Below are 18,753 nucleotides of genomic sequence, written 5' to 3'. Positions count from 1 at the left end.
TTTTTTGTTGCCCGCGCCGCCTCAGGCCAGCAGGCGACTCGGGTCGACCTCGAGCTTGGCGAGCGCGTTGCGCGTCGCCTTGACGGTCAGCGACTCGTCCTGCGCCGGCAGGATCAACCCCGCCTGCAGGAAGGCCGCCAGCCGGCTGAGCTGGAACAGCACGCCCCGCCCCTGCGGCGAGACGAACAGGATCAGGTGGTGCCGCAGCCCGCGCCAGGCCAGTTGCACCGGCTCCTCGCGACCGCGGTAGTCCAGCATGTACCAGCTGCCGACCTGCAGCTCCTTGGCCCAGGCCAACATGGCCGGAGTCGGAGCGGTGCCGCCCTCGGCGACCACCTCCAGCCCTTCGCACTCGTGGCTGGACAGGTCGCGGACCAGGGATTCGTTGATCTCGCCGGCCTCGGGGGACGGGAGCATCGCCTCCAGCGTCTCGAGCTGGCTCATCAGGTCGTCCAGACGTTCGCGCGGAATCGCGGCGGTCTTGGCGGTGAAGGCGGCGGCAAGCGCGTTGTTCAGCGAGCGGATCTGCTCGTCCTGGCGCTCGCTGCTGATGCCGGCATGGCCCATGCCATCGCGCAGCGTCTTGAGCAGCGGGGGCAGCCGGCGGATCACCTCGGCCCGGTCCTCGCGCGAGACCTTGGCGCTGGCCGACCAGATCAGGTCGGCCGCGGCGCGCTTCATCGCCTTGGTCTGCTCGGCCTGCGGCCCGTAGCGCACGCCGGTCACGGCCAGCACATCGGCCCAGATCTGGAAGAGGAAGTCGCGCACGCCGTCCTGCACCGGCACTTCCGAGAGCATCTTGCGCAGTTCGATCGTGTACTGGATCGCCAGGGTCTCGCGCTGCTCGACCTGCTGCGCCAGCGACACACCCTTGCGGGAGACCTCGTTCTCCTGCTGGAAGTAGTGGTCCAGGAACTTCTCGAACTCGGTCAGCACGGTCTGGAACACGCGGCGGCCGGTGTCCGGATAGGCCTCGACGACCTGGACGACGCGCTTGATCTCACGCTCCAGCGCATCGCCGATCTCGGCGCTCGAGGCGCTGAAGCCCATCACGCAGGCCCCCATGCGGTCGATCAGGCGACGCGCCGGATGGTCCTCGGTGGCGAAGAAGTCGGGCTCGCTCACCGCGACCCGCAGCACGGGCATCTGCAGACGCGCGAACCAGACGCGGATCGCGGGCGGGATGCGCTCCTCCTGCAGGATGGCCTGGAACAGCAGCGCGACCAGTTCGATGGTGGCGCGCTCGGCCGGCGTGTCGGCGGCCTGCTTGAGGACCTGCTTCAGCGCCTGGTTGCGATGGCGGATCTCGTCGAGCGCCTGCGGCGCGGTCAGCGCGTGGTCGGCGTTGGCGACCTGATCAGCGCGGCGCTGGACCGCCTCCTGCGCGTGATTGATGGCGGCGCTCAGGCGCGGCGAGCCGCCCTGGGTGACCGGACCGGACGGACCGGACGCCAAGGCGGCACCGCGCGTGGCGGCACCGGTGGCGGGAGCCGGCGCGGCGTAGGCGCCGCCGCGGATCGTCGCGCCCGAGGGAGCGACGGGGGCGGCGGCTTGCGCGGGGGCTGGCGTATGCGCGAGCTCGGGCACATGGCGCGCGAGCACCCGCTGCAGTTGCGCCATGACCTGCTGGGCCGACTGGCTGGCGGGTGTCGCGGCGGCGGCCGCCATGGCCGGCTGCGCCGCGGCGGCACTGCCCTGCCCGCCCGTCGTCGGACCGGCGGCCGGCGCCAGCGCGGCGGCCTGCGTCGCGCCGCTCGAGGCGGGGGCGCCGCGGCGGATGAACGGGCGCAAGTCGACCTCGGGCATCACGCCCTGCTGGATCAGCCAGCGGTTGGCCTCGTGGTACGACTCGTTGAGGAGTTGGGAGAACTCGTGGTGCAGCCAGCGCTGCAGCATCTGCCAGACCGAGCTGGTCAGGCCGGCCTCGAACCAGGCATCGAGCACGATGCGGGCCAGGACTTGCGCGCGCAGCAGGTCCTGCTGGGCCAGGTCCTCGACCCGCTCCAGCGACTGCATGCGATTGCGCAGGTCGCTGAACTCCCAGCTGGCCTTGTCCATCATGGCCAGCGCGAGCCGCGAGGCGATGATCTCGCGCTCGATGGTGTCGTCGCTGACCAGCGAGAGGTTCTGCGGTCGCGACGACAGCGACGCGCTGCGCGAGTCGCCGGGACCGTGGTGATAAGCGTGGCGCAGCGCCTTGCCCAGGCGCGCATGCCACGGGGTCGCCGACCGCTGCCAGGCCTCGAACGCATCGCGTCGGGCCATCTGCAGGCCGTGCTCGGCGGGCTGGGACAGCAGGTCCTGCACCGAGGTGGTCAGCACGCCGACCAACGCCGGCAGGCCCCGCAGCAGCACCTCCGTATGGACGCGCCGCGCTTGCGAAGCCAGGGCCTGGGATCTTGCGTCGGCGGCGGTCATCGAGCTTGTGGACTATCGGGTGCGGACGACTCTACTACACCACCGCGCCAGCGTTGGGGTCATCCGGGTCCTCGCGCTTGGAGTTGGTCTGCTTGACCAGGTCCTCGCGCTTGACACCCAGCCACATGGCGATCGCGGCCGCCACGAAGACCGACGAGTAGATGCCGAACAGGATGCCGATGGTCAGCGCCACCGCGAAGTAGTGCAGGGTCGGGCCGCCGAACAGCAGCATCGACAGCACCATCATCTGCGTCGAGCCGTGCGTGATGATCGTGCGGCTGATCGTGGACGTGATCGCGTGGTCGATGATCTCGTGGGTGTTGAGCTTGCGGTACTTGCGGAAGGCCTCGCGGATCCGGTCGAAGATGACCACCGACTCGTTCACCGAGTAGCCCAGCACCGCCAGGATCGCCGCCAGCACCGCCAGCGAGAACTCCCACTGGAAGTAGGCGAAGAAGCCCAGGATGATGACCACGTCGTGCAGGTTGGCGATGATGCCGGCGACCGCGAACTTCCACTCGAAGCGGAAGGCCAGGTACACCATGATGCCGACCACCACGCAGACCAGCGCCCAGGCGGCGTCGTGCGCCAGTTCCGCGCCGACGGACGGACCGACGACCTCGCTGCTGACGAGCTTGAGCGGCTCGGCCCCGTTGACCGAGCAGGCGCGCTTGCTGACCGACTCGCCCTGCGGCGTCACCTCCTGGTGGGACACGACCTGACCCTGCTCGGCCTTGCATAGCTCGCCGAACACGCGGTCGACCAGCTCGTCCTGCTTGACGTCGGGCTTGACCGGGAGGCGGATCAGCGCGTCGTGCGAGGTGCCGAAGTTGGTCACCTGCACTTCACCGAAGCCCATCTGCTCGACGATGTGCCGGGTCTTGTTGATGTCCGCGGTCTGCGCGTACTGGACCTGGATCACCGTGCCGCCGGTGAACTCGATCGAGAGGTGCAGTCCCTTGGTCACAAGGAAGAACACCGCCGCGATGAAGGTGATGAAGGAGATCGCGTTGAGGATCAACGCGTTCTTCATGAACGGGATGTCCCGTTTGATTCGGAAGAATTCCATGGCTTGTGCGCTCTCTTCTAGCTTCTGACGGCCGGAGCCTTCAATTCGCCTCGGCCGTGTCGGCGGCGGCTTCCGCCGCGCCGGTCGTGCCGGGCTTCCACACGGTGCCGATGGACACCGACTTCAGACGCTTGCGGCGGCCGTACCAGAGGTTGACCAGCGCGCGCGAGAACATCACCGACGAGATCATCGAGGTCACGATGCCCAGGCAGTGCACGACGGCGAAGCCCTTGATCGGGCCCGAGCCGAAGGCCAGCAGCGCCAGGCCCGCGATCAGCGTCGTCACGTTCGAGTCCAGGATGGTCGCCCAGGCGCGCTCGTAGCCGGCGTGGATCGCCTGCTGCGGAGGCAGCCCCGCGCGCAGTTCCTCGCGCACCCGCTCGTTGATCAGCACGTTGGCGTCGATGGCCATGCCCAGCACCAGCGCGATGGCCGCGATGCCGGGCAGCGACAGCGTCGCCTGCATCATCGACAGCACCGCCAGCAGCAGCAGCAGGTTGAAGCCCAGCGCGATCGCCGAGAACACGCCGAACATCATGTAGTACAGGCACATGAAGATCGCCACGGCGACGAAGCCCCAGGTGACCGACGCGATGCCCTTGTCGATGTTGTCCTTGCCCAGCGACGGGCCGATGGTGCGTTCCTCGATGATCTTCATCGGCGCGGCCAGCGAGCCGGCGCGCAGCAGCAGCGCGGTGTCGCTGGCCTGCTGGGCCGACATGCTGCCGGTGATGGAGAAGCGGTTGCCCAGTTCGCTGCGGATGTAGGGCGCGGTCACGACCTCGCCCTTGCCGTCCTCGAACAGGATGATGGCCATGCGCTTGCCGACGTTCTCGCGCGACATGTCCTTCATCAGGCGCGCGCCCTTGGCATCCATCGTCAGGTTGACCGAGGGGTTGTGGTTCTCGTCGAAGCCGGGCTGGGCGTCGTTCAGGTTGTCGCCGGTGACGACGACCTGCTTCTTGACGACGATGTCGCGCTCGGGGTCGTCGACGGGACGGTTGCTGTTGGTGAAGCGCTCCGTGCCGAAGGGCAGCGGGGTGTTCTGACGCACGGCGTCGCGCGCCTCGGTGCCGTCGTCGACCAGGCGCATCTCCAGCGTCGCGGTGCGGCCGATGATCTCCTTGGCCTTGGCCGTGTCCTGCACGCCCGGCAGCTGCACGACGACGCGGTCGCGGCCCTGCTGCAGGATCACCGGCTCGGCGACGCCCAGCTCGTTGACCCGGTTGTGCAGCGTGGTGATGTTCTGCTTGATCGCGGCGTCCTGCACGGCGATGACGGCCTTGGGCGTCAGCGCGCCCGAGAGGCGCAGGTCGGTGCCCTCGCCCATCGGCGTCCAGGCGATGTCGGGGAACTGGTCGCGCAGCAGGTTGCTCGCCTGCGTGCGGGTGGCCTCGTCGCGGAAGTTCACGACCACGTCGTCGCCGTCGCGGGCGATGCCGGCGTGGCGCACGTTCTTGTCACGCAGCGCGGTGCGCAGGTCGGTGGTCAGCGACTCGGCCTTCTTGGTCAGCGCGGCCTTCATGTCGACCTGCATCAGGAAGTGGACGCCGCCGCGCAGGTCCAGGCCCAGGTACATCGGGAAGGCGTGCAGCGACGACAGCCACTGCGGGGAGCGCGACACCAGGTTCAGCGCCACCACGTAGGGGGGCGATTCGGTCGTCGCGCCGTTCAGCGCGCGGGAAATGGTGTCGCGTGCCTTGAGCTGCGTGTCGGTGTCGCCGAAACGGGCGCGCACCGAGGTGCCCTCGAGCTGGACGAAGTCCGGGTTGAGGCTGGCCTGTTGCAAGGCCTGCGCGACGCGCTCGCGCACGGCGTCGTCGATCTTGACGGTGGCCTTGGCGCTGGAGACCTGGACGGCCGGCGCCTCGCCGAAGAAGTTCGGCAGCGTGTAGATGAAGCCGACCAGCAGTGCCACCAGCAGCACCACGTACTTCCACAACGGATAACGGTTCATGAGGAGATCCTCTGCAAACCCGGCGCCGCGGAGATGGTCCGGTGGCGCCTCTGAAAGCGGACACGGCCCGCACGGGGCGCGGGCCGGTCGTCAGGGACGGTCGGCGCGTCGGCGCCGCCCGTCCACGGGGGTCACTTGGTGACGGTGCCCTTGGGCAGGACCTGGACCACCGCGGAGCGCTGGACCTGGATCTCCACGCCGGGGGCGATCTCCACGGTCAGGTAGCTCTCGCCGAGCTTGCTGACCTTGCCCAGCATGCCGCCGGCGGTGATGACCTCGTCGCCCTTGGCCAGCGCCTCGACCAGCGCCTTGTGCTCCTTCTGCCGCTTCATCTGGGGACGGATCATCACGAAGTACATGATGGCGAACAGGGCCACCAGGGGCAGCATCTGCAGGAAGCCGCCGGTGGGGTCGGCCGCGCCCGCGGATTGGGCGTAAGCGTTGGAAATAAACACGTCGATATCCCTCAGGAAATGCGTTGGCGCAGGCGGTGTGCCGGGCGCGCCCTCGGGCAGTGACGCCCGAGCGAACGGAAGAACCTGCGATTGTATGCGGGCCATTTGACAGGCCCGGTCCCCGGCAAACGCGGATTTAACTGGGGTTGACCTGCGCAATCTCAATCCATACCGTCGGGCAAACCCCAGGTTCGGCCGGCGACCATGTGCAAGGCGAACCGTTCTCGACCACCCGGCCCGAGCGGCCCCACAGAAGGTGCGCGCATGAACTTCCTGCCCGTCGTCATCCGGGTCATCGACTCCCACACCGGCGGCATGCCCACTCGGCTGGTGGTGGCGGGCGGGCCGGACCTGCCCGGATCGACGATGCACGATCGGCTGGCCGACTTCCAGACCCGTCACGACGCCTGGCGACGGGCGCTGACCGGCGCGCCGCGCAGCGCCCCGGGCACGATCGGCGCGGTGCTGACCGAGCCCGAGCGTCCCGCCAGCCTGGCGGGACTGCTGCTGTTCGACGCGAACGGGCCGTTGGAGCGCCATCCCGGTGCCACGGTCGGGGTGATCGCCTCGCTGGCCCATCTGGGCCGGCTGCGGCCGGGACCCGTGCAGCTGGACCTGCCGGCCGGGCCGGTCGAGGCCACCTTCCTGCTCGACGGCGGCGTGCGTCTGGCGGGCGAGCCGGAGACGGCCCGGGCCCACATCCTGTTCGACGGCACGATGGTCGTGGAGGCCGACGACCCCTGCGGCTGGGGCCTGCCGCCGGCCTGATCCGCGCTCAGCGGAACTCGACGCGCGCGATGCCGATCTGCGTCGTGCCGTCCTTGAGCGGCTTGATCGACACGACCCGGAAGTTCTTCGACTGGCCCACCTTGTAGAGCTGGCCGCCCGGTTCGGGCTTGTCGTCCTCGCAGGTCATGCCCCCCCCGTCCTTGGGCTTGCCGCGCGCGACCTTGGGATCGCCGCAGTCCAGCAGCGCGCCGTAGCGAGCCAGCGCCTTGCGGTAGTAGCGGGCGACGCTGTCGACGTCGTCACCGCTCTGGAACTTGCCGGCCGACACATGCATGCCGAACATGCCGCCCCACAGGCTCATGGTGACGCCGGACTTGTCGTCCTTGTTCTCGATCAACGGGGTGGCGCCGGGATAGACCGGCACCTGCAGGTCCTTGTCGACGGCCTTGGCGTCGAAGCTGATGCCCGCGCCGTAGGAGTCCGGCGAGGGCGCGGGGGCCGGCGGCGGGGTGGACTGGGCGCAGGCGCCCAAGGTCAGCGCCGCGGCGGCCGCGGCCAGCGCGAGACGCGCGGAGAGGGCGAGGGGACGGTCGACGGGACGGGGCATGGCACGCTCCTGCGCTCTGGGGATGGGCGGACTCTATGCGAGCGGATTCGCGGCCCGGCCCCGCCCGGCGACGGACTGCGCCGGCGGCGGGACAGGCCGCATCCCGGGAGGAAGGACGGGGGAACCGATCCGCGCCGCTCGGGCACGCGGAGTCCGTTTCGGTTCAGGCCACTGCTGACAGGCACCGGGAGCCGCTCGACTATGCTGCGCCGATGCTGATCCCCCGCTGGCCGCGGCCGTGCCTCGCCTTCCTGCTGTGCCTGATCACGCTCATGGTGGCGCCGCTGGCTCAGGCATCGGAACCGCTGCGCATCGGCTCCAAGCGCTTCACCGAGAGCTACCTCCTCGCCGAGGTGATGGCGCAGACCGTGCGCGCGCAGGACCCGTCGACGGCGATCGAGATCAAGCAGGGACTGGGGAACACGGCGATCGTGCACGCGGCGCTCAAGGCCGGCAGCATCGACGTCTACCCCGAGTACCTGGGCACCATCGAACGAGAGATCCTCGGCCACGCCACGACCGGCGCGTCGCTGGCGCAGCTGCAGGCGGAGCTCCGCCCGCTGGGGCTGGCGATCGGCGTGCCGCTGGGCTTCAACAATGGCTACGCCTTGGCGATGCGCGCGGCGCAGGCGCGCGAGCTGGGCGTCCGGTCGCTGTCGCAGCTGGCGGCCCAGCCCGGGCTGCGCTTCGGGCTCAGCAACGAGTTCCTCGGCCGCGCCGACGGTTGGCCCGGACTCGCGAAGCGCTACGCGCTGCCGCAGCAGCCGCAAGGGCTGGATCACGGCCTCGCCTACCGCGCGCTGTCCGAGTCCCAGATCGACGTCACCGACATCTACACGACCGATGCGCAGATCGCGGCGCTCGGACTGACGGTGCTCGAGGACGACCGACAGTTCTTCCCGCGCTACGACGCGGTGCTGCTGCATCGCGTCGACCTGCCCCAGCGACACCCTCGGGCCTGGGCCGCGCTGCAGTCGCTGCAGGGACGCATCGACGAGCGCGCCATGGTCGCGATGAACGCGGAGGCGGAGACACGGAAGCGCCCCTTCGACGAGATCGCGCGGGACTTCCTCGATCGGCATCCGGCGGTGCGATCCGGCGCGGCCGCGGAGCCCCTGGTGGCCGCATCGTCATCGGCATCAACGACAGGGGCGGCCGCCAACGCCAACGCCAACGCCAACGCCGATGCCGTCTCGCCGAGCAGCGCGACACCACGCGGGCAGAGCCTGTGGGCACGCCTCACCGGACCGGACCTGGGCCGGCTCACGCTGCAACACCTGACCCTGGTGATCGGCGCGGTCGCGCTGGCGGCGCTCGTGGGCGTGCCGCTGGCGGTCGCGCTGCATCCGTGGCCGCGCTGGCGCGAGGCGCTGCTCGCCGTCTGCGCGCTCCTTCAGACCGTGCCGTCGCTCGCGATGCTCGCGCTGCTGATCTGGGGGTTGAACCGCATCGGCCCCTTGCCGGCGCTGCTCGCGCTGACGCTCTACGCCTTGCTGCCCGTGCTGCGCAACTGCACCGTCGGCTTGAGCGAGGTGCCGGAAGGCTTGACCACCGCGGCCCGCGCGCTGGGCCTGACGCGGGGCCAGGTCTTGCGTCTGATCCAGTTGCCGCTGGCGCTGCCGGTGATGATCGCGGGCCTGCGCACGGCCACCAGCCTGTCGGTAGGCACGGCCACGATGGCGGCCTTCATCGGCGCGGGCGGTTATGGGGAGCGCATCGTCACCGGACTGGCGCTGAACGATCAGACCCTGCTGCTCGCCGGTGCGCTGCCCGCCGCGGCGCTGGCCTTGGTGCTCGAGGGCGGCTTCAGTCTGCTGACGCGAGCGCTGACCCGGCATCCGCGCTGAAGTCGCGCTCCAGCTCGGCGTAGCAGCGCTGCTGCGCGGCGGACCAGTCGCCCAGTTGCGCCGGCTGCAACCCGGGCTGCATCAGATGGCGCAGCGCGACAGCCTGCGCCTGGCGCACGAGCTGCGCGAGCACGGCCGATTCCGCGCCGCGCCCCGGCTGCGGCGCGAGCGCCTCGGCCACCTTGGGCGGGAAGCCCCAGTGCTCGACGATGTGCGCGGACCAGGCGGCCGTCAGCGGCAGCAACTGGCGATGCAGGCCCTCGCGATCGAGCGGCGGGATCGATGGCGCGGACATCCCGTCCAGCGCCCGCAGCAGCGCCATCAGCCCGAGCTGCGAGCTCAGGCCGGCGAGATAGGCGGAGAACTCGTCATCACCGGCATTGGCCAGCTTGAGCGTCGCGACGGCGGTGCGTTCGCTCAGGTCCCAGAGCAGCGTGCCCGCGCGGCTGCCGTAGCGGCCCTTGGACTGGTTGAAGATCGGCCGCAGCGCCACGCTCATCACCAGCTGGTTCAGGCCCTGCTGTCCGAGCACGAAGACCGCGCCGGACAGGTCCGTGATCTCGCGCTCCGGGCGATAGCGGGGCGAGTTGGCCAGGCGCATCAGCTCGCCGACCAGGCTGGGGTCACGCGACAGCAGCTGCACCAGTTCGGTGGCGGACACGTCGTCGCGTCGCACCAGCCGCATCAGCTGCGGCAGTACCGCCGGCAGCCGGGGCAGCAGGTCCGCCCATTGGGAGCCGCGCTGGGACTGCAGGCGCTGCATCAGGCCCTGCTCGCCGCCGGAGGGCGGCACGTCCTTGAGCCGAGACAAGCCCAGCAGCCGCGTGCTGAACTGCAGCCATTCGGACGACGCCTCCAGCGCCGGCAGCGCGGCTGGCGCCGAGGGAGCGCCCGTCCATGCGGAGGCCGGTCCGCCCTGCAAGGACGGATGCGCCGAGACGAGCGAGGACGATTGGGAATTGGGGGACGGTGCCGTGGGCGACGCCTGGGAGGCCGGCCGGCCCGCGGCGGTTTCGGCGCGCGGTGCCATGGGCACCCCGGATGCCGGTCCGCGACCCGCGGGGGCCTGGCTCGGCGGACCACCCGCGCCGTGCTGGGAAGCGCCCATGCCGGACGTCGTGCCGGACGCCTTCGCGTCGGCGGATCCGGACAGGAGTTTGCGCAGGGAGGACAGCAGGGCCATGGTCGGGTCGGCGGATTATGGTCGGCCGGACGGATTCCTTTCGACCGGAATCGCATGACAGTCCCCCCGAGTCAGGGTGTCCGGCGCACCGGGGACGTCGGCGCCGCGTAAAGGCGCCGACATCCTGATGTCGAAACGGCAGGATCTCGGTCGTCGTGGGGATGTATTCCCTCTTCAACCCAGGAGACCACCATGTCGACCTTCGTGACCCCCGTGCCGGCCCCGAGCGGCGTCCTCCCCTACCTGACCGTGCGCGGCGCCGAGGCGGCCATCGCCTTCTACCAGCGCGCCTTCGGCGCCAAGCTGCTGCTGCGCCTGGACGCGCCCGACGGCCTGATGCACGCCGAACTGACCGTCGGCGGCGCCCGCTTCATGATGACCGAGGAGCGCGAGCACTTCGGCGGCACCAGCCCGCTGAAGCTGAACGGATCGCCGGTCAACCTGACGATCTACGTGCCGGACGCCGACGCCACGGTGAAGGCGGCCGAGGCCGCCGGCGCCAGGATCGAGATGCCGGTGCAGGACCATTTCTGGGGCGACCGCATGGGCCTGGTCACCGATCCCTTCGGCCACAAGTGGATGGTGGCGACGCACATCGAGGACGTCGGCGAGGCGCAACTGCACGAGCGCCTGGCCAAGATGTTCGCCGAGGGTCAGCAGCACTGACCGCTCATCGGTCGACGGACGCGCCGTCCGCGTCCGTCGCCGGCGTCCGGATCGGGGCACGGGACCGGGACGCCGTCCCGGCGACCGGCCCCGCCTGTCGCCTCAATGCGCCTTGCGGGCCGCGCCGAGATAGGTCTCGATGACGCGCGGATCCTTGGCCAGTTCCGCGGCCGGGCCCTGCAGGGCGATCTCGCCCGTCTCCAGCACGTAGCCGTAGTCCGCGACCTCGAGCGCCGCGCGGGCGTTCTGCTCGATCAGCAGGATGGAGACGCCCGCCTCGCGCAACCGCGCGACGATGCGGAAGACCTCCTTCACGATCAGCGGCGCCAGGCCCAGGCTGGGCTCGTCCAGCATCAGCAGCTTGGGCCGCGCCATCAGCGCGCGGCCGACCGCCAGCATCTGGCGCTCGCCGCCCGACAGCGTGCCGGCGAGCTGCGCGCGCCGCTCCTTCAGGCGCGGGAACAGCGCGTAGACGCGCTCCAGCTCGTCGCGCCAATCCTTGATGCCCAGGCGCATCGGCCGGAAGCCGCCCAGCACCAGGTTGTCCTCGACGGACATGGTGGTGAACAGCTCGCGCTTCTCGGGCACCAGGGCCAGGCCCTTCATGACGCGCTCCTCGAGCCCGAGGCCGTTGACGTCCTCGCCGTCGAACAGGATCTGACCGCGCGCCGGCAGCACGCCCATCAGCGCGTTCAGCGTCGTGCTCTTGCCCGCGCCGTTGGGACCGATGACGGTGACCACCTCGCCCTGGCGCAGCTTCAGGTCCAGGCCCGTCAGCACCTCGGCGCGGCCGTAGCCGGCATGCAATCCGCTGACCTTCAACAACTCGCTCATGTCAGTGTTCCGTTCCCAGATAGGCCGCCCGCACCTCGGGGCTGGCCTGCACTTCGGCGGGCGTGCCCTCGATCAGCTTGGTGCCGAACTCCATCACCACGATGCGGTCGGTGAGGCCCATCACGAAGTCCATGTCGTGCTCGACCAGCAGGATGCTCATGCCCTCCGCGCGCAGCTGGCGCAGCACCGCGGCGAGCGACTGCTTCTCCTTGAGCCGCAGCCCGGCCGCCGGCTCGTCGAGCAGCAGCAGCGACGGGTCGCTGCACAGCGCGCGCGCGATCTCCATCAGCCGCTGCGGTCCGAGCGCCAGGTTGCCGGCGAGCTCGTGCAGGTGGTCCTGCATGCCGATGCGGCGCAGTTGCGCCTCGGCCTCGGCGAACAGGCGCCGCTCCTCCTCGCGATCGAGCCTCAGCATCGCGCGGCCGGTGCCGCTGCGCGAGCGCAGGTAGCCCCCCAGCGCGACGTTCTCCAGCACCGTCATGTCCGCGATCATCTTCACGTGCTGGAAGGTGCGCGACAGGCCGCGACGCGCGATCTGACGCGAAGGGAGCCCGGTGACGGACTCGCCGGCGAAGTGCAGCTGACCGCTGGTGGCCGACAGCACGCCGGAGATGAGGTTGAAAGTCGTGGACTTGCCGGCGCCGTTGGGGCCGATCAGGCCCATGATCTCGCCGGCGCGCAGCTCGAAGCTGACATCGTTCACCGCGACCAGGCCGCCGAACTGCTTGCGCAGCTTGTCGACCTTGAGCAACACCGTGCCGGCCTCCGGCTTCGCGCGCGCGGGCAGCGCGGCGGCGCCGTCCCAGTCGCGCGCGCGGGGTGGCGTCGGCCAGCGGCGCGCGATCCAGGCTTGCAGCGACGGCCACAGTCCCTTGGGCGCGTACTTGAGCATCAGCACCAGCACGACGCCCAGCACGATGATCTCGAAGTTGCCGTTGCTGCCGAGCAGGCGCGGCAGCAGCTCCTTGAGCTGGTCCTCGATGATCTTGAACACGCCCGCGCCGACGAAGGCGCCCCACACGCTGGACACGCCGCCGACGACGGCCATGAACAGGTACTCGATGCCCATCTTCAGACCGAAGGGGCTGGGGTTCACCGTGCGCTGCACATGCGCGAACAGCCAGCCCGACACCGACGCCAGCTGCGCCGCGATCAGGAAGATCACGACCTTGTAGCGGAAGGTGGAGACACCCATCGATTCGGCCATCACCGTGGCGCCGCCCAGCGCGCGGATGGCGCGGCCCGGACGCGAGTCCAGCAGGTTGCGCACCGCGATCGCGCCCAGGATCGCGAACAGCCAGATCAGGTAGTAGATCGCGCGGCCATCGGCCAGGCTGAGGCCGAAGAGCTCGATCGCCGGCACGCCCAGCAGGCCGTCGTACTTGCCGAGCACCTCGAGGTTGGCGATGGTGAAGTTCAGGCTCAGCGCCCAGGCGATGGTGGCGAGCGGCAGGTAATGACCCGACATGCGCAGCGTGATCAGCGCCAGCACCAGCGAGATCACCAGCGTCACCGCCATGCCCACGACCAGGCCGAGCCAGGGCGAGAGCCCGTAGCGCGCGCTCAGCAGCGCGGTCGCATAGGCGCCGACGCCGACAAAGGCGGCCTGGCCGAAGGAGGTCAGCCCGCCGACGCCGGTCAGCAGCACCAACCCCAGCGCGACCAGCGCGAACATGCCGATGTAGTTCAGCTGCGTGATCCAGAACTCCGGGACGGGCAGCAGCGGCAGCAGCGCGATGACGGCCACCAGCAGGGCCGGCGCGAGACGTCGGGACCAGGGGGGAAGGACGGTGGCGGAGGTCGCCGCGTCGGGCGCGGGCTTCGCGTTCGAAGCCATCATGGAGGATCGGTCGGCGGCCACGTCAATGCTCCTCGTGATGCGGGTCGCGCCAGCTGCGCCACAGGAGCACCGGCAGGATGGAGGTGAAGACGATGACCTCCTTGAAGGCACTCGCCCAGAAGGAGCTGAAGGACTCGACGAGGCCCACCAGCAGCGCGCCCACGGCGGCGCCGGGGTAGCTCGACAGCCCGGCGAAGACCGCCGCGACGAAGCCCTTCAGGCCGATGAGGAAGCCGCTGTCGTAGAAGATCGTCGTGGTCGGGCTGATGAGGATGCCCGACAGCGCGCCGATGAAGGCCGCCAGCGTGAAGGACAGGCGACCGGCCGAGGTGCTGGAGATGCCCATCAGCCGCGCGCCCAGACGGTTCACCGCGGTGGCGCGCAGCGCCTTCCCGTAGAGGCTGCGCTCGAAGAAGAGCCACAGCGCGGCGATCAGGGCCAGCGACACCAGGACGATGATCATCGTCTGGCCCGAGAACATCAGCGGCCCGAGGTTGAAGGACGCGTCCCAGAAGCTGGGATTGCGCGAGCCCTCGGCACCGAAGAACACCAGGCCCAACCCGGTGAGCGCGAAGTGCACGCCGACCGACACGATCAGCAGCACCAGCACCGAGGCGTCCGCCAGCGACTGGTAGGCCAGCCGGTAGAGCAGCCCGCCCATGGGCGTCACCACGGCCAGCGTCAGCAGCGCCTGTGCCGCCAGCGGCAGCTTCATCGGCGCCAGCAGCAAGGCGGCGACACCGATGACCAGGCCGGGCAGCGCGCGCAATGCGACGGACTTGATTTCCACCCCGACGCGCCCCGCCCGCGCGGCGGCGATCAGGTCCAGCACCGCGGCGAGCAGCGCCATCGCGATCAGGAAGTGGATGGTCAGCGGTGTCTGACCGAGTTGCAGGCCCGCCAGCGTCAGCGCGCCGAAGGCGACGAACTCGCCCTGCGGGATGAAGATCACCCGCGTGACCGCGAATACCAGGACCAGGGCCAGTGCCAGCAACGCGTAGATCGCGCCGTTGGTCACCCCGTCCAGCACCAGGATGCTTGCTATCGCCCCGTCCACCTTGTCTCCTGTCGTGGTTCCGGGCAAGCGTCCGTTGACCGCGATCGCGCCGACCTCAGGGGTGGCGTCGTCGCGGCCGCTCCGAAGGCCGCCTGCCCGAGGTTGGTCGTCTGTTCGACTTGGGTTCGACTCGGCGACCGACTCTAGCGAGATTCGACAGGCGTTCCGTCAGTGGATGCCGCATTGACAATTCGCAATACGTTCATCCGACCGGTCGGTCGACGTTGATCGATCTCAAGAACAGGTGAGGCTGAGGGGCCGACGCGGAGAAGCATCGGGCGTCGACCAGGACGATCGCACGCCGCGGGGCGGTCAGACCGCCTCGAGCTCCCCCCGCAGCGCGTGCAGGTGCAGGCAGGCCTTGGCGGTGGCGCGGCGCAGATCGAGTTCCTCGCGCTTGGTCCAGTCGCGGGCGGCGCTGCGCTGTCCCAGCGCGAGCACGCCCACGGTCTTGCCGTTGATCTGGCCGCTGACGTCCAGCATGGCGCGCCAGGTCGGCGGCGGCTGAAGCTGGTTCAGGCGGGAGTCGGTCTGCGCGTCGACGCAGCAGAAGACGCCCTCGTGCAGCAGGGCGTCGAAGTAGCCGGGATAGGCCTGCTGCTCGCAGACCGGGAGTTGGCGGCTGGGGCCGTCGACGGAGCGCGCGCCCAGGCACCGCAGGCGGTAGAGACCGGGTTCCCCGTCAAGCAACCAGAGGCTGGCGTGCGAACTGCGGAAGTAGTCGCACAACGCCGTGCTGACCGCCTGCGCATAGCGCGCGGCGAGGTCGCCGGGGGTGTCCAGACCCGCGTCGCGAAATTCCGTGGCGGGCCATTCCAAGTCTTGGCTGGCCGCCCGCATGGCGGCGAACAGCCCTTCGATCCTCTCCATCGATGTGCTCGCTTCCCTGTGTTGTCCTTGTTGTTGACGCCACGGTGAAACGGCGCGGGCCCATTCTAGGTGTTTTCCCTAAAGCGTGCCAAGCCAACTTGTAGTCGTGTTACATGCCCAAAGGCCCTCGGACTGTCGGAATACGACGCAACGGGCGACCTTTCGTCTCGGGCATTAGCGATGGCCCGATACGGGTTGGCCCGCGCTTGTAGGAAAATACGGGTTTCGCCGTCTGCCCCCAGGGGGGAACTCGGGGCGTCGGCGCCGCATTTCATACTCTTATCAGGATCAGGATCAGCGTGGCCAAGGATACGACCAAGACGACCATCGAAGCCGATGGTCTTCGCTATCGCTCTAAAGCTCCCGGTTCGCCCTTCGCGGCAACCTCCTCGTTCGGCGCGGCCACGATGTCGTGCTTCCTCTGCGGCAAGCATCGCCCACGCGCGCTGCTGAAGTCCCGCAAGCTCCTGGGCAAGTCCCAGCCGGTCTGCGCGCCGTCCTGCAAGGAACTGGAAGAGCAGCTGGCAGTCAAGAAGTAAGCCCAGGCTCACGCGGCGCACGTGGCCAGCACTCCGCTGGCCGGCGCCGCGTTCGCTTGTCGGCTGAACGGTGTCCGCGCGCCCGCGGCCACCACCGGCCTGCTCAGGACGCCCTGAAGCAGCGCCCGCAGACCGCGCGGTAACGGGAGTTGCCGCCGATCTCGACCTGCGCGCCCTCGGTCTGCTTGCGGCCGCTGGCATCCACGCGCATGTTCATCGTGGCCTTGCGACCGCAGTCGCAGATGGTCTTCATCTCGTCCATTTCGTCAGCCAGCGCCAGCAGCGCCGCCGATCCGGTGAACAGCTCCCCCTGGAAGTCCGTCCGCAGCCCGTAGCAGATGACCGGCACGTGGCGCATGTGCGCGATCTCGTGCAGCGACCAGACCTGGTCCTTGGACAGGAACTGCGCCTCGTCGACCAGCACGCAGGCGATGCCCGGCGATTGCGTCAGCAGCGCGCGGAAGTCCGTCTCCCCGGTGAACACCTCGGCCTGCCGCTGCGGCCCCAGGCGCGAGGTCACGAAGCCCTTCCCGTACCGGTCGTCGACGTTGGCCGTGAAGATCCGCACCGCATGGCCGCGTTCCTCGTAGTTGTGCGCCACCTGCAGCAGCGCGGTGGACTTGCCGGCATTCATCGCGGCGTAGCGGAAAAACAGTTTGGCCATGGTTCTCGAACACCCGGGCGTCGGGCAGCGGGCGATTGTCGACGCAAACCCGACCGTTCGTCGGGCCGTGCTTTCACCCCCGGGCAAGCGATGTAGCGGGCCGTCACACGCCCCACCTAATATCGATCGAGAGGGAATCGATGTGCCGCGGGACACGAGCCCGCTGGCGCGAACAAGAGCGCAAGCGAAGCGAGACCATGAGCAAAGACACCAGCACCGCCGTTCGGGAAGACGGCCTGCGCTATGCCTCCAAGCTGGGAGGGTCGCCGTTCCAGGGAAGCGGACAGACTCGTTCCTGCTTCAAGTGCGGACGCCACCGTCCCCCGAGCAGCCTGCAGTCCAAGCGCATCCTGGGCCGCACCGAGCTGATCTGCAAGCCCGCCTGCGAACCCAAGACCTGATCCGGCGTCGCTCCCGGGGCCTTCTTTCCGGAAGGACCGGCGGCCGAGGTCGATCGACGTGAATTGCCACGCCCGCGCGGCTATGGGCACAATCCCGCCTTTTCCCGTTGGCCGGCTTCGCGCCGCTTGATTCATGTCCTCCAGCACCCCGCCGCAAGGCGACGTGACCCCTTCCCAGACGCCCGCCCCTCAGCCGGACCCGGCCCAGGACGCGCTGTCGGCCGCTCCGGTCGAGGCGACGCCCGCTGCCGAGACGGCCGCCGAGCCCGCGCCCGGCGCTGCAGCCGGCACGAAGAACGACGCCGCGCGCGTCGACGTGCAGGCGGTGGCCGCGCAGCTGAAGGAGCTGTTCCCGGCGCTGTTCACCGGTGGCGCCAAGCCGCTGAAGCTGCGCGTCCAGTCGGACATCCAGGAGCGCGCGCCCGGCAAGTTCACCAAGGCCCAGCTGTCGGCCTTCCTGCGCCGCTATACCGGCGGCACGGGCTATCTGATCGCGCTGAGCAAGGCCAAGACCCGTTTCGACCTGGACGGCCAGCCCGCCGGCGAGCTGAGCGACGAGCATCGTGAGGCCGCCAAGGTGGAACTGACCCGCCGCCGCGGCATCGTCGACGCGCGCCGCGCCGAGGAAGACCGTGGCCGCCAGGAACGCGCGCAGCTGCTGCGCGACTTCTCCCGCACGACGCTGACGCCGGCCAACTTCTGCGCGCTCAAGGGCCTGACGCAGGAGCAGTTGGACGCGCAGCTGGCGCTGGCGCGCGAAGAGGATGCCCAGCAGCCTCCGCGCCCGGAACGCTTCGATCGCCAGGAGCGCGGCCCGCGTGGCGGCGATGATCGTCGCGGCGGTCCGCGCGGTGGCGGCCCTCGCGGCGAAGGCCGTCCCGGCCAGGGCCCGCGTGGCGATGGCGGCAATCGGGGCGATCGCCCCCGCCGTGACGGCCAGGGCCGTCCGAACGACGGTCGCAAGCCGCCGCGCCAGCCCGGTTGATGCCCGCGCCCCCCGGCGGCCGGCGCCCCGTCTGCGACGGATGCCGTCGGCCGCTCGCCGGGTGCTGGTGTGGATGCATCCATCGCGTCGACAACTTCACCCGGCTGCTGATCCTCCAGGATCCCGATGAACAGGGACAGGCGAAGGGCACCGCCGCGCTGTTGAGGGCCTGCCTGACACAGGCGGAGCTCCGCGTCGGCCGGCACTTCGACTCGCCCGTCGACCTCGATCGCCACGTGCTGCTGTATCCGGACACGCCCGGCGACGGCAAGGTCGCCGCGCCGAGCCCGTGGCCGCCCGCCCGCATCGCGCCCCTCTCCCTGGTGGTGCTGGACGGCACCTGGCGTCGCAGTCTTCGCCTCCTCCACCAGAACCCCTGGCTGCAGACGCTGCCGCGCCTGGCGCTCGCCGCACCGCCAGCGTCGCGCTATGCGATCCGCCGCGCGAGGTCTGAGCACCAACGCAGCACGCTCGAGGCCAGCGCGCTGGCGCTCGCGCAGCTCGACGGCGACGCTGTTCGCTACGAGCCGCTGTGGCGGGCGATGGACGATTTCATTGCGCTGCAGCGCCGTCTGGCGGGCGCCTCTGCGGACACGAGGCGGGACGTCGCGCGGTAAGCTGCGGCGCCTCAC

Annotated in this window: 18 protein-coding genes; 7 read left to right on the top strand and 11 right to left on the bottom strand. The window is 69.9% G+C overall.

The window, feature by feature from the left end; translation table 11 throughout:
* Nucleotides 1-21 precede the first annotated feature (21 nt).
* The 4 genes from MCHT01_RS10365 to yajC all read right to left on the bottom strand — a co-directional run bounded on the left by MCHT01_RS10365 (nucleotide 22) and on the right by yajC (nucleotide 5,899).
* Entirely contained in the window at nucleotides 22-2,418 is a 2,397-nt protein-coding gene (locus MCHT01_RS10365; RefSeq protein WP_067065239.1) for a DUF1631 family protein, read from the bottom strand.
* 34 nt (nucleotides 2,419-2,452) lie between these two features.
* Nucleotides 2,453-3,487 (bottom strand): protein translocase subunit SecF, encoded by a 1,035-nt coding sequence (gene secF, locus MCHT01_RS10360; protein WP_067065237.1) that lies wholly within the window; start codon nucleotides 3,485-3,487, stop codon nucleotides 2,453-2,455.
* Nucleotides 3,488-3,527: 40 nt separating this feature from the next.
* Entirely contained in the window at nucleotides 3,528-5,444 is a 1,917-nt protein-coding gene (secD, locus tag MCHT01_RS10355) for a protein translocase subunit SecD (RefSeq protein ID WP_067065235.1), read from the bottom strand.
* 131 nt (nucleotides 5,445-5,575) lie between these two features.
* Nucleotides 5,576-5,899 carry a preprotein translocase subunit YajC gene (gene yajC / locus MCHT01_RS10350; RefSeq protein ID WP_067065233.1) on the bottom strand — a complete coding sequence of 108 codons (324 nt, stop codon included), beginning with the start codon at nucleotides 5,897-5,899 and terminating at the stop codon, nucleotides 5,576-5,578.
* A 264-nt stretch (nucleotides 5,900-6,163) separates the two neighbouring features.
* Here yajC and MCHT01_RS10345 point away from each other — a divergent pair, with 264 nt between their 5' ends.
* Nucleotides 6,164-6,667, top strand: a complete 504-nt coding sequence (locus tag MCHT01_RS10345; RefSeq protein ID WP_067065232.1) for a proline racemase family protein — start codon at nucleotides 6,164-6,166, stop codon at nucleotides 6,665-6,667.
* A 7-nt stretch (nucleotides 6,668-6,674) separates the two neighbouring features.
* On the opposite strand, the gene MCHT01_RS10340 is transcribed toward MCHT01_RS10345, so the two are convergent.
* Complete coding sequence (locus tag MCHT01_RS10340) at nucleotides 6,675-7,235, bottom strand: hypothetical protein (protein ID WP_067065230.1); 561 nt, start codon at nucleotides 7,233-7,235, stop codon at nucleotides 6,675-6,677.
* Between the two features lie 212 nt (nucleotides 7,236-7,447).
* Between MCHT01_RS10340 and MCHT01_RS10335 the strand changes: the two genes are divergently transcribed.
* Nucleotides 7,448-9,082, top strand: a complete 1,635-nt coding sequence (locus MCHT01_RS10335) for an ABC transporter permease/substrate-binding protein (protein ID WP_084452348.1) — start codon at nucleotides 7,448-7,450, stop codon at nucleotides 9,080-9,082.
* On the opposite strand, the gene MCHT01_RS10330 is transcribed toward MCHT01_RS10335, so the two are convergent.
* Entirely contained in the window at nucleotides 9,042-10,265 is a 1,224-nt protein-coding gene (locus MCHT01_RS10330) for an HDOD domain-containing protein (protein WP_084452346.1), read from the bottom strand. The genes MCHT01_RS10335 and MCHT01_RS10330 overlap by 41 nt on opposite strands.
* Before the next feature lie 192 nt (nucleotides 10,266-10,457).
* Here MCHT01_RS10330 and MCHT01_RS10325 point away from each other — a divergent pair, with 192 nt between their 5' ends.
* A complete protein-coding gene (locus MCHT01_RS10325; protein WP_067065227.1) occupies nucleotides 10,458-10,931 on the top strand; it encodes a VOC family protein in 474 nt (157 codons plus the stop codon).
* A gap of 102 nt (nucleotides 10,932-11,033) precedes the next feature.
* Here the strand turns inward: MCHT01_RS10325 and MCHT01_RS10320 are convergent, their stop codons facing one another.
* The 4 genes from MCHT01_RS10320 to MCHT01_RS10305 form a co-directional block, all read right to left on the bottom strand.
* A complete protein-coding gene (locus tag MCHT01_RS10320) occupies nucleotides 11,034-11,765 on the bottom strand; it encodes an ABC transporter ATP-binding protein (protein ID WP_067065226.1) in 732 nt (243 codons plus the stop codon).
* A 1-nt stretch (nucleotide 11,766) separates the two neighbouring features.
* Nucleotides 11,767-13,605, bottom strand: a complete 1,839-nt coding sequence (locus MCHT01_RS10315) for a branched-chain amino acid ABC transporter ATP-binding protein/permease (RefSeq protein ID WP_439956166.1) — start codon at nucleotides 13,603-13,605, stop codon at nucleotides 11,767-11,769.
* Between the two features lie 22 nt (nucleotides 13,606-13,627).
* Nucleotides 13,628-14,662 carry a branched-chain amino acid ABC transporter permease gene (locus MCHT01_RS10310; protein ID WP_067065223.1) on the bottom strand — a complete coding sequence of 345 codons (1,035 nt, stop codon included), beginning with the start codon at nucleotides 14,660-14,662 and terminating at the stop codon, nucleotides 13,628-13,630.
* A gap of 312 nt (nucleotides 14,663-14,974) precedes the next feature.
* Nucleotides 14,975-15,532, bottom strand: a complete 558-nt coding sequence (locus MCHT01_RS10305; RefSeq protein WP_067065221.1) for a GAF domain-containing protein — start codon at nucleotides 15,530-15,532, stop codon at nucleotides 14,975-14,977.
* 299 nt (nucleotides 15,533-15,831) lie between these two features.
* On the opposite strand from MCHT01_RS10305, the gene MCHT01_RS10300 reads away from it, so the two are divergent.
* The gene (locus MCHT01_RS10300) at nucleotides 15,832-16,071 is read left to right on the top strand and encodes a hypothetical protein (protein WP_067065220.1); all 240 of its coding nucleotides are present in this window, start codon (nucleotides 15,832-15,834) and stop codon (nucleotides 16,069-16,071) included.
* Between the two features lie 103 nt (nucleotides 16,072-16,174).
* Here the strand turns inward: MCHT01_RS10300 and MCHT01_RS10295 are convergent, their stop codons facing one another.
* Nucleotides 16,175-16,735 carry a thymidine kinase gene (locus MCHT01_RS10295; protein ID WP_067065218.1) on the bottom strand — a complete coding sequence of 187 codons (561 nt, stop codon included), beginning with the start codon at nucleotides 16,733-16,735 and terminating at the stop codon, nucleotides 16,175-16,177.
* Nucleotides 16,736-16,932: 197 nt separating this feature from the next.
* On the opposite strand from MCHT01_RS10295, the gene MCHT01_RS10290 reads away from it, so the two are divergent.
* The 3 genes from MCHT01_RS10290 (at nucleotide 16,933) to MCHT01_RS10280 (ending at nucleotide 18,738) form a co-directional block, all read left to right on the top strand.
* Nucleotides 16,933-17,136, top strand: a complete 204-nt coding sequence (locus MCHT01_RS10290; protein WP_067065216.1) for a hypothetical protein — start codon at nucleotides 16,933-16,935, stop codon at nucleotides 17,134-17,136.
* Between the two features lie 133 nt (nucleotides 17,137-17,269).
* Nucleotides 17,270-18,121 (top strand): ProQ/FINO family protein, encoded by an 852-nt coding sequence (locus MCHT01_RS10285; RefSeq protein WP_067065215.1) that lies wholly within the window; start codon nucleotides 17,270-17,272, stop codon nucleotides 18,119-18,121.
* The gene (locus tag MCHT01_RS10280; RefSeq protein WP_067065213.1) at nucleotides 18,121-18,738 is read left to right on the top strand and encodes a tRNA-uridine aminocarboxypropyltransferase; all 618 of its coding nucleotides are present in this window, start codon (nucleotides 18,121-18,123) and stop codon (nucleotides 18,736-18,738) included. Before MCHT01_RS10285 ends, MCHT01_RS10280 begins: the two co-directional genes overlap by 1 nt.
* Nucleotides 18,739-18,753: the final 15 nt, after the last annotated feature.

It is taken from the genome of Mitsuaria chitosanitabida ATCC BAA-476 = NBRC 102408, from assembly GCF_001598255.1.
In the GTDB taxonomy this organism is placed as follows: Bacteria; Pseudomonadota; Gammaproteobacteria; order Burkholderiales; family Burkholderiaceae_C; genus Roseateles; species Roseateles chitosanitabidus.
The sequence above is the reverse complement of the archived record's forward strand: the minus strand, read 5'-3'. Positions and strand labels throughout refer to the sequence as shown.